Origin of the sequence: Collinsella sp. AF37-9 (assembly GCF_003475115.1) — a bacterium.
Classification (GTDB): domain Bacteria; phylum Actinomycetota; class Coriobacteriia; order Coriobacteriales; family Coriobacteriaceae; genus Collinsella.
Window position 1 is genome coordinate 22,590 of sequence record NZ_QROQ01000026.1, and the last position, 12,103, is coordinate 34,692.

At 62.4% G+C, this 12,103-nt stretch carries 10 protein-coding genes; 5 read left to right on the plus strand and 5 right to left on the minus strand.

Translation table 11 applies throughout. From position 1 onward, the window contains the following. Nucleotides 1–34 precede the first annotated feature (34 nt). From DW024_RS08035 to DW024_RS08050, 4 genes are all read left to right on the plus strand, one after another. Nucleotides 35–754 carry a GntR family transcriptional regulator gene (locus tag DW024_RS08035; RefSeq protein WP_117736865.1) on the plus strand — a complete coding sequence of 240 codons (720 nt, stop codon included), beginning with the start codon at nucleotides 35–37 and terminating at the stop codon, nucleotides 752–754. Nucleotides 755–1,130: 376 nt separating this feature from the next. After that, nucleotides 1,131–3,110: an ATP-dependent DNA helicase RecQ gene (locus tag DW024_RS08040; protein ID WP_118377415.1), complete on the plus strand. Its 1,980-nt coding sequence runs from the start codon at nucleotides 1,131–1,133 to the stop codon at nucleotides 3,108–3,110. Between the two features lie 3 nt (nucleotides 3,111–3,113). After that, nucleotides 3,114–3,869: a GntR family transcriptional regulator gene (locus tag DW024_RS08045; RefSeq protein ID WP_117736863.1), complete on the plus strand. Its 756-nt coding sequence runs from the start codon at nucleotides 3,114–3,116 to the stop codon at nucleotides 3,867–3,869. A 144-nt stretch (nucleotides 3,870–4,013) separates the two neighbouring features. Beyond that, nucleotides 4,014–4,982, plus strand: coding sequence for an SIS domain-containing protein (locus tag DW024_RS08050; protein ID WP_118377416.1), 969 nt, complete (start codon nucleotides 4,014–4,016; stop codon nucleotides 4,980–4,982). Nucleotides 4,983–5,114: 132 nt separating this feature from the next. Here DW024_RS08050 and DW024_RS08055 read toward each other — a convergent pair whose 3' ends face one another. Continuing rightward, on the minus strand, nucleotides 5,115–6,092 hold the full coding sequence (locus DW024_RS08055) for an L-lactate dehydrogenase (RefSeq protein ID WP_118377417.1): 978 nt from the start codon (nucleotides 6,090–6,092) through the stop codon (nucleotides 5,115–5,117). A 211-nt stretch (nucleotides 6,093–6,303) separates the two neighbouring features. Between DW024_RS08055 and metA the strand changes: the two genes are divergently transcribed. Beyond that, on the plus strand, nucleotides 6,304–7,230 hold the full coding sequence (gene metA, locus DW024_RS08060) for a homoserine O-succinyltransferase (RefSeq protein WP_118377418.1): 927 nt from the start codon (nucleotides 6,304–6,306) through the stop codon (nucleotides 7,228–7,230). A gap of 24 nt (nucleotides 7,231–7,254) precedes the next feature. Here metA and DW024_RS08065 read toward each other — a convergent pair whose 3' ends face one another. The 4 genes from DW024_RS08065 to DW024_RS08080 form a co-directional block, all read right to left on the minus strand. After that, on the minus strand, nucleotides 7,255–7,851 hold the full coding sequence (locus DW024_RS08065) for a 5-formyltetrahydrofolate cyclo-ligase (RefSeq protein ID WP_118377419.1): 597 nt from the start codon (nucleotides 7,849–7,851) through the stop codon (nucleotides 7,255–7,257). A gap of 128 nt (nucleotides 7,852–7,979) precedes the next feature. Further along, a complete protein-coding gene (locus tag DW024_RS08070) occupies nucleotides 7,980–8,309 on the minus strand; it encodes a type II toxin-antitoxin system HicB family antitoxin (protein ID WP_022094981.1) in 330 nt (109 codons plus the stop codon). Beyond that, on the minus strand, nucleotides 8,302–8,505 hold the full coding sequence (locus DW024_RS10445) for a type II toxin-antitoxin system HicA family toxin (protein WP_118377420.1): 204 nt from the start codon (nucleotides 8,503–8,505) through the stop codon (nucleotides 8,302–8,304). The genes DW024_RS08070 and DW024_RS10445 overlap by 8 nt, the downstream gene beginning before the upstream one ends. 204 nt (nucleotides 8,506–8,709) lie before the next feature. Next, a complete protein-coding gene (locus tag DW024_RS08080) occupies nucleotides 8,710–11,748 on the minus strand; it encodes an insulinase family protein (protein WP_118377421.1) in 3,039 nt (1,012 codons plus the stop codon). Between the last annotated feature and the right edge of the window lie 355 nt (nucleotides 11,749–12,103).

The window sequence follows — 12,103 nt, forward strand, 5'->3', positions numbered from 1 at the left end:
AGTTATTTCGCTATTTTGATAAGAGTGATCAGATATGCCCGCACCCAAAAATGCACCACTTTACCAGCAGATTTACGACGAAATCAAGGATGCGATCGAGAAAGGTGTTTATGCACCCAAGGAGCGTATCCCGTCCGAGCTTGAGCTTGCCGAGCAGTACGAGGTAAGCCGCATTACGGTGCGTCGCGCCGTTGAGGAGCTGTGCTCCGATGGCTACCTGGTTAAGCAGCAGGGCCGCGGCACCTTTGTCTCCACGCCGCACATCAACCGCCAGTTCCACGCCTCGACGCTGCAGACGTTTACCGCGCTGTGTGCCGACAATGACATGAAGGCGGGTGCACACGTGGTCGATCGCCAGATTGTGCCGGCACGTCAAAACGAGATGGAGTTCTTTGGCCTGCAGAAGGACGCGCTGCTACTGCACATTAAGCGCGTGCGTACGGCCGACGGCGAGCCCATCTTTGAGGAAAACATCTTTGTGCCGTTTGATACATACCGTGAGCTGTTGACGGCCGATCTTGAGGACAAGTCGATTTTTGCCGAGGTCGAGCGTGTTGGCGGAACGCCGATTGTCTCGGTTGGCTACCGTACGGTCGAGGCCGTTCGCGCTAACGCCGAGCAAGCGGCCGAGTTGGGCATTGCTCCGCACGATCCACTGCTCAATCTGCGTGCCGGCTTTATCGGCCCCAATGGCGAGCCGGTCCTGATGGGTAAGCAGTACTACGTGGGATCGCGCTACGTTATGGTGATGTAGCTCTAGTTGCGCGGTTTTCCAAACCGCTCAACGGCTCGACGCTGCAAGCCCGCCAGAGCGGCAATCTGCCTTTCAACTTCGGCGGCATGATCAGAAGTTTTGTTCCGTCGTTCTAACGAACGACGGACCGGTCGACGCAGCAAACGCCCCTAGGCGGCAATCTGACGTTCAATCGTCGGTCGCGTACCGAAGTACGCTTCCCTCCTCTTTCACGTCACCTTGCTCGCTTAGGGGCGTTTTCGCTGACTCATGCTCAACCAGCGACGTTTCCACGCTCATCCGCCTTGGATCGTATTGCCCGTGGCCGGTAGCCGTGCGGCACTGGTCCGCGTGGCGGCGTATAATCGGCGGCAGATGATTCTGACGTTAGGAAACCATGACCGATAGCATGCAGCAGATGGCGCTCGACACGCTCGGCGCCTATTTTGGCTACACCTCGTTTCGCCCGGGACAGGATCGCATGGTGGATGCGATCCTTGCCGGTCGCGACGCGCTGGGCGTTATGCCCACAGGCGCCGGCAAGTCCATTTGCTACCAGGTGCCCGCGCTCATGCTGCCCGGTATCACCTTTGTGGTGAGTCCGCTGCTGTCGCTTATGGAAGACCAGACCCGCGCGCTGCTAGCAGCGGGTGCGCGCCCCAGCTATCTCAACTCCAGTCTTACTCCGGCCCAGCAAAACACCGTGCTCAAACGGGCGCGCGAGGGCCGCTACCAGCTTATGTACGTGGCGCCCGAGCGCCTGCTCGAGCCGCGCTTTTTAGCCTTTGCCCAGGAGGCCGCGGGTTCCGCCGGCATTGGCGTTCCGCTCGTGGCCATTGACGAGGCCCACTGCGTAAGCCAATGGGGCCAGGATTTCCGCCCCGCCTACCTGCAGATTCGCGAGTTCATCGATTCCCTGCCGCAGCGCCCCATCGTGGCGGCCTTTACCGCTACGGCGACTGAGCGCGTGCGTGCGGACATTCAGCAGATGCTCGGCCTGCAAAAACCCGCGACGGTGGTGACGGGCTTCGATCGCAAGAACCTCTACTTTGGCTGCGAAGAGATGGGCGACAAGGCCAAGACCGCGTGGGTGCGCGACTATGTGATCGCGCATTCGAGCGAGAGCGGCATCGTGTATTGCTCGACCCGCAAGACCGTCGATGCGCTGGCAGGTGAGCTTACCGAGGCGCTGGGCCCCAGCGGCATTCGCGTTGGCCGCTACCATGCCGGCATGGGCAACGACGCCCGTCGTCAAAGCCAGCGTGCCTTTATCGACGACGACATCCAGGTGATGGTTGCCACCAACGCCTTTGGCATGGGCATCGACAAGCCCAACGTGCGCTACGTGATCCATAACAACGTGCCCGAGAGCATCGAGGCCTACTACCAGGAGGCGGGCCGCGCCGGCCGCGATGGCGACCCGGCCAGCTGCCACCTGCTGTGGAACGGAAATGATTTTCGCATGCGCCGCTTTTTGATCGACCGCGGCGATGCTGCCGACGAAGCGCTCGACGACGAGCAACGCGCGTGGGCGCTCCAGAATCGATATCGCCTGCTCAGCCAGATGGAGGGCTATTGCAATACCACCGGCTGCCTGCGCGAATACATGCTGCGCTACTTTGGCGACGAGGCCGCGGCCGAGCATGCGGCAGCCGCCGCGGGCGGCACCGCCACGGACGAAGCCGAGGGCTGCGGCAACTGCAGCAACTGCCTCACGCAGTTCGAAGTCGAGGACGTCACCGATATGGCCCGCGCCGCCGTGCGCTATGTGGCCACGCGACCCATGCGCTTTGGCAAGTCGCTCATCGCCGATGTGCTCCACGGCGGCAACACCGAGCGCATTCGCCAGATGCATCTGGACGAGGACCGCGGCTACGGTGAGCTGTCGAGCGAATCGATCGGGCGCATCAAGGACATCATCGGCCAGCTGTGCGGTCGTGGTTATCTGGCCACCTCGCAGGGGCAGTACCCGGTCGTGGGACTGGGTCCGCGTGCCGGCGAGGTCGAGGACGAGGCGTTTGCCTTTACCGTCAAGCGTCGCGCGTCCAAGCGCAAGGTCTCGGCTCGCGCCCGCCGCGCGGTGGATCTGCTGCGCGAGGAGGCCGAGCTGGACCAGCGCCCGCGCGTGGGCGACGATGCCGAGCTGTTTGAGCGCCTGCGCGCCCTGCGCAAGGAGATCTCGACCGAGCTGGAGATGGCGCCGTACATGGTCTTTTCCGACAAGGCTCTGCGAGGCCTGTGCCGTCTGCGCCCTCAGACGCGCGACGAGCTTATCCAGGTCAACGGCATCGGCGAGAAAAAGGCCGACGCCCTTGGCGAGCAGTTTATGGCGGCGATTGAAGAGTTTGAATCCGAGCATGCGCGGGATGGAGCGTAAACGATGGTAGCCGATAGCAAGACCGACCGTACTGACGTATCCGCCGTGCCACTGTACCAGCAGGTTATGGACGATCTAAAGGGCGAGATCGCACGCGGCGTGTACGCGGCCGGCTCGCGCATTCCTTCCGAGATGGAGCTCGCGAAGTCCTACGGCGTGGGGCGCATCACCGTACGCCGTGCCATCGAGGAGCTGTCGCGCGCGGGCTACCTCAACCGCCAGCAGGGGAGGGGCACCTTTGTATGCGCTCCCAAGCTCAAGCGCAAGATTCGCCAGAAGGGCGACGTCCAGAGCTTCACCGAGGGTTGTGCCGCCAACGACATGGTGGCTGGAGCACGCCTGGTATCGCGCACGGTGGTTGCGGCGACGCGCGAGGACGCGGCGTTTTTTGGTGTGGAACCCGGCTGCGAGCTCATCGTGGTCGAGCGCGTGCGCACGGCCGACGGCATCCCCGTCATGCTCGAGAACAACGCCTTTGTGCTGGCCGACCATCCCTACCTGCAGACGCTTGCCGACAAGGACCTCACGGACAATTCAATCTTTGCGCTCGTTGCCGAGCATTCGGGCCGCGCACCGCTCAAGTCCGACCCCTGCACCGTGGAGATTGCGCTTGCCGATGCTCAGGTGGCCCCGTTGTTGGAGGTGCCGGTCGGCGAGCCGCTCTTTTATATGGAGGCGTACTTTACCGATGAGGACGAGCGGCCCCTGCTGCTCGGTCGTCAAAAGATCGTGGGCTCGCGCTACGTGTTCGACATCTAACGTCCATAGATAGAACAACATAGAACAAATTTGCTGAAATGACTTCACCGGTGAAGCTTTGCGTGGTATAAATAGGACAACATAGAACGACCGTAGGTACGAGCTGCTGTCGTTCAAAGCCGCCACACAAGGAGGAGCGTCACCGTGAACGCACACGATCTGATTCAGGAAATCATCGAGCGCAAGGGCAAGGTCGAGAATGTCTTTTGGATCGCCTGCGGCGGTTCGATGATCGACCTCATGCCGGCTAACGAACTGCTCAAGCGCGAGGCCACCACGTTTACCTCGACGGTCTACACAGCGCGCGAGTTTTGCCTGATGGCCCCCAAGAGCCTAGGGCCGAAGTCGCTCGTCGTCGCCTGCAGCCACAGCGGCAATACGCAGGAGGTCGTCGACGGTTGCGAGATGGCGCTGGCAGCCGGCGCCGAGGTCGTGGCCATGACCGACTGCGAGGGCTCCAAGATTGATAACGGCAAGTGGACCACCTGGGTCTATCCGTGGGGCGAAGGCGTGCCGCAGGCCGAGGTTCCGCAAGGCATCGGCGTCCTGATGGCTGCCGAGCTGCTCGACCAGCAGGAGGGTTACGAGGCGCTCGCCGATATGTACGCCGGCCTTAAGCAGATGGATGCGCTGTTGCCCGCTGCCCGCGAGAAGGTCAATGCCGAGCTGGGCGATCGCTTTGCCGAGCTCTGCCAGCAGCACGAGTTCTTCTACATCCTGGGATCCGGCCCCAACTTTAGCCAGACCTACGCCATGGCCATCTGCTCGCTCATGGAGATGCAGTGGCAGCACTGCTGCTACATCCACTCCGGCGAGTACTTCCACGGCCCGTTCGAAGCCACCGAGCCCGGCGTGTTCTACTTTGTACAGCTCGGATCGGGCGAGTGCCGCCCCATGGAGGAGCGCGCGCTGGCGTTCCTCAACACGCACACCGATACGGTCATGGTGCTCGACGCACTCGAGTACGGCGTGGGCGACGTGCCTGCCAGCGTGCGTTCGTACCTGGAGCCGATCTTCTTCTACAACATGAGCTGCGAGCTGCGCGCCGCCCGCGGCAAGGTGTTCGACCACAGCCCCGAGGTTCGTCGCTACATGGGCATCGAGCAGTACTAGGTAACGGGAAAACCATTCACCTTCGATTCGTAAGGGCGCTGCGTGAGTCAAAAAAGCGGGCCGTGCCGGGGATTTCCGGCGCGGCCCGCTTAGTATCGCGCTTAGATTCGCAAGGTTGCGGCAGCCAGCGGCCTACTTTGCGTCGTAGGCCTCGGTGTCCCACCAGTCGAGCTGGGCGATGTTGTCGTGGATGTGCTGGCAGCTCTTGTGAAAGCCCTCGAGCTCGTACTCGGACAGGTCGAGCGTGTAGACCTCCTCGACGCCCTCGGCACCGATCACGCACGGCAGGGAGGTAAAGATACCCTCCTCGCCATACTGGCCGGTCATGAGCGTGGAAGCGGAAAGCACGGCGTGCTCGTTGTGCAGCACGGCGGCGCAGACGCGCGCGGCGGAGTTGGCGACGGCGTATTCGGTGCACTGCTTGCCCTGGTAGGTCACATAGCCGCCCTTACGCGCGAGCTCCTCGACCTCCATGTGGTCAAAGGCGTACTTGTCGGGGTTCTCGGCCTGAAGCTCGTTGAGGTTTTTGCCGGCGATGGTTGCGGCCTTAAAGGCGGCAAGCTGGCTAAAGCCGTGCTCGCCGATCATGTAGGCGTCGATGGACTTGGGGCTCACGCCGACCTTCTTGGAGATCTCGGTGCGCAGGCGGGCGGAGTCCAGGCCGCAGCCCGAGCCGATGATCTTCTTGGGATCGTAGCCGGTCAGGTGCCACAGCTCGGTGCACACGACGTCGCAGGGGTTGGAGATGCTCACGAAGATGCCGTCAAAGCCGGCGTCGACGATGCGCTTGGCAAAGGTGCGGGCGGCGTCGGTGGTAAAGAACAGCTCGCCGTCGCGGTTGCCGGCGGCCAGCGCGACCTTGCCGGCGGCGTTGACGATGACGTCGCAGCAGGCCAGCTCCTCGTAGTGGTCGTAGCAGTTGACGATCTTGGTGTTGTACGGGACAAACGAAAGGGAGTCGCGCAGGTCCTGGACCTCGGACGTCACCTTGGCCTCGTTGATATCGCATAGGTACAGCTCATCGGCAATGCCCTGCATGAGCAGGCTGTTGGCGACATGTGCTCCTACGTGGCCCTGGCCGACCACACCGATCTTACGCGTCTGGTACATATATGTATCCTTTCGGCCGAGTTTTTCGCGTCGAACCATTGTAGCGTCCTGTTGCCACTTTGCTAGGCTAAAGCGCCACAGATTTTTGGGACATGCCGTAATCTCTACTTTTGGAGTGATTTGGGCCGCTGACGGCATCGCCGGGCGATGTGCTCGCGCGGATGGGGCCGGTCGTTGTACCATAGCTGCAACTGACTCATAAGGAGCATCCATGCCCATTCGCATCCCCGACGCCCTCCCTGCCGCCGCGCAGCTCGAGAGCGAGAACATCTTTGTCATGACCGAGTACCGCGCGCTGCACCAGGACATCCGTCCGCTGCGCGTGCTCATCCTCAACCTCATGCCCACCAAGATCGCCACCGAGACGCAGATCATGCGCAAGCTCTCCAACACGCCGCTGCAGGTGGAGGTGGACCTGCTGCGCACCAAAACGCACGAGGCCACCCACGTGAGCGCCGGCCACCTGGAGACGTTTTACCGCACGTTCGACGACATCCGCGACATCCACTACGACGGCCTGATCGTCACGGGCGCGCCGGTGGAGCAGATGCCGTTCGAGGAGGTCGACTACTGGCCCGAGCTCTGCCAGATCATGGATTGGTCCACCACGCACGTGCACTCTACGTTGCATATTTGTTGGGGCGCGCAGGCGGGGCTCTACCATCATTACGGTATCCAGAAGTACGACCTGCCGGCAAAGGCGAGCGGCGTGTTCGAGCATTATCTAGTGAAGCCGCAAAGCCCGCTGGTCCGCGGCTTCGACGACCGTTTCTATGCCGTGCATTCACGCAACACCGATGTGCGCCGCGAGGACGTGGAGGCCGAGCCGCAGCTTGAGGTCGTGGCCGTGTCCGACGAGGTGGGCCTGTACATCGTCAAGTCGACCGACAGCCGTCGCTTCTTTGTCTTTGGCCACCCCGAGTACGATACCGACACGTTGCGCCTGGAATACGAGCGCGACGTGAAGCGCGGGCTTAATCCAGAGGTTCCAGCGCATTACTTCCCGGGCGACGACCCCACCGCCGAGCCGCGTAACGTCTGGCGCAGCCAGGCTCAGCTGTTCTACACCAACTGGCTCAACTACTACGTCTACCAGACCACACCCTACGACCTGGCCCGCGCCGGCGAAGAGCACTAGGCCTGTCGGGAGGTGCGCCAGCCGTTAGGCGCTGATGATGTGAGGTAGCGGCAGGTCGTGGACGTCGGTGGGAACGCCGTCGACACGCTGCTCGTCAAAGGCGATGCCGATGATCTGGCATGCGGGTGAGAGCATGGGCAGGTAGCGGTCGTAGCAGCCGCCGCCGTAGCCCAGGCGCGCGCCGGCGTGGTCGAAGGCTACAAGGGGCACGATGATCATGTCGAGAGCCTTGGCAGGCACGATGGGGAAGTGGTCGCTGTCGACGTTCATGGCTGCGAAGGCCCGCGTGGGGTGGGCGATAAACGGGGCCTCGGACGCATCGCCGGCAGCAACTGCCCGCATGCACATGCGTTGGCCACAAGCTGCGGCTTCGGCTGCCGAGAGCATGCACGGATAGGCCACGCGCCAGCCGCGTTTGGCGACAGCTGCGGCAAATGCGGCTGGGTCGACTTCGGAACCCATCGCGGCATAGACGGCAACGGTGTGCGGCGCCGCGGGATCCGAGCGACCCAGTCGCTCAACAAGCCGCGCACAGATAACGGCAGACTTCGCCGCCCGCACATCCAAATCAAGAGCGTCACGTCGGGCAATCACCGCCCGTCGCAACTCAGCCTTGTCCATCCATCACTCCTCTAGCAAGCCTGCCAAAAAGGGACAGGTTTATTTTGGCAGGTTTTATCTGGGCAAATGTCGAAACCACCACAAAGGTGCCTGTCCCCTTTGTGGTGGTTTTGGCCCATGCGTTAACGCTATAACGCCGCGGCGATTGCTTCGGTCACAAACTTATTGAGTGACTCGCCCTTCTTTGCCGCCGCCAGTGCTGCCTGCTTGTGAAGCTCGGAGCCTGTTCTCACATTGAACGAGCCCTTAAAAGCCCGCTCTGGTTCCTTGCCCTTTTCGGCACAAAACTCAAGGTAATCGTCGACGGCGTCGTGGAAGCATTGCTCCACTTCTTCAGCCGTGGAGCCTTCAAATACGATTGCATCCCTAATGCCGGCGACCATACCTGTTAGTACATGCTGCTCGGCATCGAACTCGACTGGGGCGAAATAGCCCTTGTATGCCAAAACGTTACTCATGACTGCCTCCGACATCCTGCAGAAATCGAACGATGTTTCGAATTGTCTCCGCTGTCAATTCGTCAGATGGATGAGGCACGTGCATCACGAACATCCTGCCATCTGAGGGCCTGTAGAAGCGAACGCGCGATCCGGATGTCTTGCCTTTGCTGTCCATTTCAAAGCCATATGAGGCCATGACTTTTAAAATCGGCATACCGATACGTCGAAGGGCAGCTAAACAGTTGGGCGATGAGTTTATCGGCTCGAGTCATCCCGCCTCACATTCTGCAACTATATTCTAGTTGCAATTTAGATCCGATGCAATCACCCATACTATAGAACATGTGTACGTATAGAACAAGTGTTCGAACCACTACAAAGGGGCCTGTCCCCTTTGTAGTGGTTTTGCTTGCTGTGGTTAGCCCATCAGGTCGACTACGTTGAAGCCGGCGTTGCTCTTGGCGATGACGTCGCGGCCGCCAAAGACGCAGGTGGGCGACTCGGCTGCGATGCGCGTCACGTCGGCGCCGAGCGAGCGAAGCTCACCGGGTGTGGCCGCGAGCATTTGGGCGCGACGCTCCTCGCGTGCATGCGGGTCGAGCCCGGCAAGGTAGGTCGTGTTGCGGCGCTTGGTGAGCGCGTACGGCTTCACCGGCGCGTCCATGCCGCTCACGCAGCTCACGATAAAGCCCTCAAAGGCGGCCTCGTCGGGCTCAAAGCTGCCAAGCCATGCGCCTGCGCGCTCCACGCGCTCAATCGAAGGATCGATCGCCGGGTCGCGGTAGGTGTAGAACGCCGTCTGGCGCTCGCCGGCTGCGCGGAATCCGCAGCCGTACGCACCGCCCTTCACGCGGATCTCGTTCCACAGGTAATCGTAGGAGAGCGCGTTGGCAGCCACGGCCCAAGCGCCTGTCACGTCGAGCCCCAAGCGACGCGGATCGCACGCACGCGCGGCAAAGCAGATGTCGCTGGGGATGACAAAGGCCTCGTGGCGGTCGCACGGTGCCGGCACCGCGAGCGCGTCGCGGCCGGCACCATCGCCCACACCCAGCCCTAGGTCGCCCGCGGCATCCCAGTACGCGTCAAAGTCCTCGTCGCTGCCGGTAAAGCTCGCCATGCAGCCATCGGCCACAAAGATGCGCTCCGCCAGCTTGGCAAGCTTGGTACGCAGCCCGTCCACGCGCTCGTCAAAGTGCTCGAGTAAATCGCGCAGGAACAGGTAGAAGTCTACGCCCGAAAGCTGCTCGCGCACCAGGGCCGAAGGCGAGCTGTAGCTCATCGCGCGACCGAGCGCCGCCGAGTGACCGTTGTTGATAAAGCCCTGCTCAAGCCCAATGCGAATCTGCGTGAGCACGTCGCGCACGCGGTCGGCGTCGGCGTCGAGCAAAAGCGTGCTCGACCACACCTCGCGCGGCAGGCTCGCCAGCGCATCGATCTTCTCGGACAGGGCGCCGGCGCTCACCAGCAGGTAGGGGCGCACACCGTCCACGTCGGGCTGGGTCATGACCTCGGTCGTAAAGCTCAAAAAGCCCAGCTTGCCGGCGAGCAGGTTGTCGAGTTCCTCGGCCGAATGCTCGCGCGTGGGCAGCTGCTTGAGCAGGCGGCAGAGCAGCGTCACATAGGGCAGGTCCTCAAACGCGACACAACTCAGGTCGAAGTACTGCATGGCGTAGGCCAGGCGGTTGGTGGGGATGCCGTGGCGCAGGCAGGGGATGGGCGCGGTCGTGTCCACGACGAGCGGCGGCTCGGGGCGCGCCTCGCCAATGTCGGACACGCGCAGGCGCGGCAGCGTGGCCTTGGCCTCGGGCGTGTCCTCGGCCTCCTGCGCGGCACGCAGCACGGCCGTGCGCTCGACCACATCGGCCAGCTCGGCATCGGTCATGGCGTCACGCTTGGCTGCCAGCTCGGCGGCCTCGGCACCCTCTGCGCCCTCGGCGGCGTCAACCGGCACCAGCTCGACCAGCGCCATGTGGTCGTTCTGCAGCACGAGCTCGCGCAGCAGGCCCTCAAAGTAACTGCCGTCCAGCTCGCCACGAAGCTCCTCGTACACCGGGCCGTACTTGAGCGCCAGCGTCGCGGCGTCGTCATCGTAGAGCCAGGTGCTCAGCGCGTCGCACGCAATGGCCACGCCGTCGGCGATGCCATAGTCGCGCTGGCGCAGGTCGTATTCGTTGCTGCTGATGATGGCTTCCAGGCGCTCGCGCGGAATGCCATGCTCGCATAGGTCGCAGCAGGCGTCCTGGAACACGCGGCGCAGCTCGCGCGCCACGCCGGGCTGCGCGTTTTGCAGCATGATGAGCTCGTAGGGCTGCAGGCTCTCGGCCGCGGTATAGCTCACCACGTTGCCGCCCAGGCCGGCGGCCAGAATGGCCTTCTTAACTGGCGCCTCGTTAGAACCCAGCAGTGCCTCGAACAGGATATCCGCCGCGATCGTGCGCTTGCGGTCGAGCGCGCTGCCCAGCACAAGGCCCAGGCCCACCAGGGCGTTTTCGGGCGTGGTGGCCATCTCGACGCGCTTATACTCGCAGGTCACGGGCGCCTGCACGTCCAGCGGATTGGGCGCCAGCGTGGACGGGTCCTCGCCGGCGGCAACGGCTGCGTCCATGCGCCGGCTCGCGGCACTCGGCTGCGACAGATAGCGCTCGTCCAAAAAGGCCAGCGCGCGGTCCACATCTAGGTCGCCATAGAGCGTGATGTAGGAGTTGGAAGGATTGTAGTGGCGCGCGTGCGTGTCCAGGAACTGCTCGTAGGTGAGCGCGGGAATCGCGCGCGGGTCGCCGCCGCTCTCGTGCGCATAGGCGGTGTCGGGATAGAGCGCGGCGTTGACGGCGTCGTCCAGCACGCTCATGGGGTCGGACAGCGCGCCCTTCATCTCGTTGAACACTACGCCGTTATAGCGCAGTGTGCCCTTGCGCAGGCTCGCGGAGCTGCCGTTACCCGCGTCCTCGGCGCCCTCCGGCAGGTCCAACTCGTAGTGCCAGCCCTCCTGCTCAAAAATGGTCGGCTTGGTGTAGATGGCCGGGTTGAACACGGCGTCCAAGTACACATCCATCAGGTTGTACAGGTCCTGCTCGTTGGTGGTGGCAACGGGGTAGATGGTCTTGTCGGGGTAGGTCATGGCGTTGAGGAACGTCTGCATGGAGCTCTTGATCAGGTCGACAAACGGCTCCTTGACGGGAAACTTGGCCGATCCGCACAGCACCGAGTGCTCAAGAATATGGAACACGCCGGTGGAATCGGCCGGCGGCGTCTTAAAGCCAATGGCAAAGGTCTTGTTTTCGTCGTCGCATGCCAGGTACAGCAGGCGAGCGCCCGATGCGGTGTGGCGCAGCACGTAGGCGTCCGAGTCGAGCTCGGGCACGGTCTCGCAGCGCTCGACGGCAAAGCCGTGGCAGGTGGTACCGGGCACCAGCAGCGCGGCAGCAGCGGCGCGTGGGTCGGTTGAGGTGGTGGGCATATGCAGTCTCCTTTGACGCCCCAGCGGGGGCGAATCGAGTCGAATCCTCGAGAGTATACCCATATGGGACCGCGGCACTGCAGCGAACTGAAGACGATGCCGGCGGATTGGCATGGGCCCCGCGTGTCCCGCCAAATGAGCGTGGATTTTCGGACGAAATAATCCGTCGCAGGCCCAAATGTCGTCCAATTATCCACTCCCGCATACCTTTCGTCTCCAACCGTGAGATGAGAGATAGACGAGAGACGTATACGAAATATGGCTGTACAGCAAAGAGCCAAACAATTAATAGTGCTGTTAATAGTGCTGTGGTACCGTCAAGATTCTTTCGCAAATTGATCGAGGCGGCCTCGGC

What these genes read in the sequence shown, in the direction of transcription:
- DW024_RS08035 (WP_117736865.1), top strand. Translation starts at nt 35, where the DNA reads ATGCCCGCACCCAAAAATGCACCACTTTACCAGCAGATTTACGACGAA.
- DW024_RS08040 (WP_118377415.1), top strand. Translation starts at nt 1,131, where the DNA reads ATGACCGATAGCATGCAGCAGATGGCGCTCGACACGCTCGGCGCCTAT.
- DW024_RS08045 (WP_117736863.1), top strand. Translation starts at nt 3,114, where the DNA reads ATGGTAGCCGATAGCAAGACCGACCGTACTGACGTATCCGCCGTGCCA.
- DW024_RS08055 (WP_118377417.1), bottom strand. Translation starts at nt 6,092, where the DNA reads ATGTACCAGACGCGTAAGATCGGTGTGGTCGGCCAGGGCCACGTAGGA.
- metA (WP_118377418.1), top strand. Translation starts at nt 6,304, where the DNA reads ATGCCCATTCGCATCCCCGACGCCCTCCCTGCCGCCGCGCAGCTCGAG.
- DW024_RS08065 (WP_118377419.1), bottom strand. Translation starts at nt 7,851, where the DNA reads ATGGACAAGGCTGAGTTGCGACGGGCGGTGATTGCCCGACGTGACGCT.
- DW024_RS08070 (WP_022094981.1), bottom strand. Translation starts at nt 8,309, where the DNA reads ATGAGTAACGTTTTGGCATACAAGGGCTATTTCGCCCCAGTCGAGTTC.
- DW024_RS10445 (WP_118377420.1), bottom strand. Translation starts at nt 8,505, where the DNA reads ATGCCGATTTTAAAAGTCATGGCCTCATATGGCTTTGAAATGGACAGC.
- DW024_RS08080 (WP_118377421.1), bottom strand. Translation starts at nt 11,748, where the DNA reads ATGCCCACCACCTCAACCGACCCACGCGCCGCTGCTGCCGCGCTGCTG.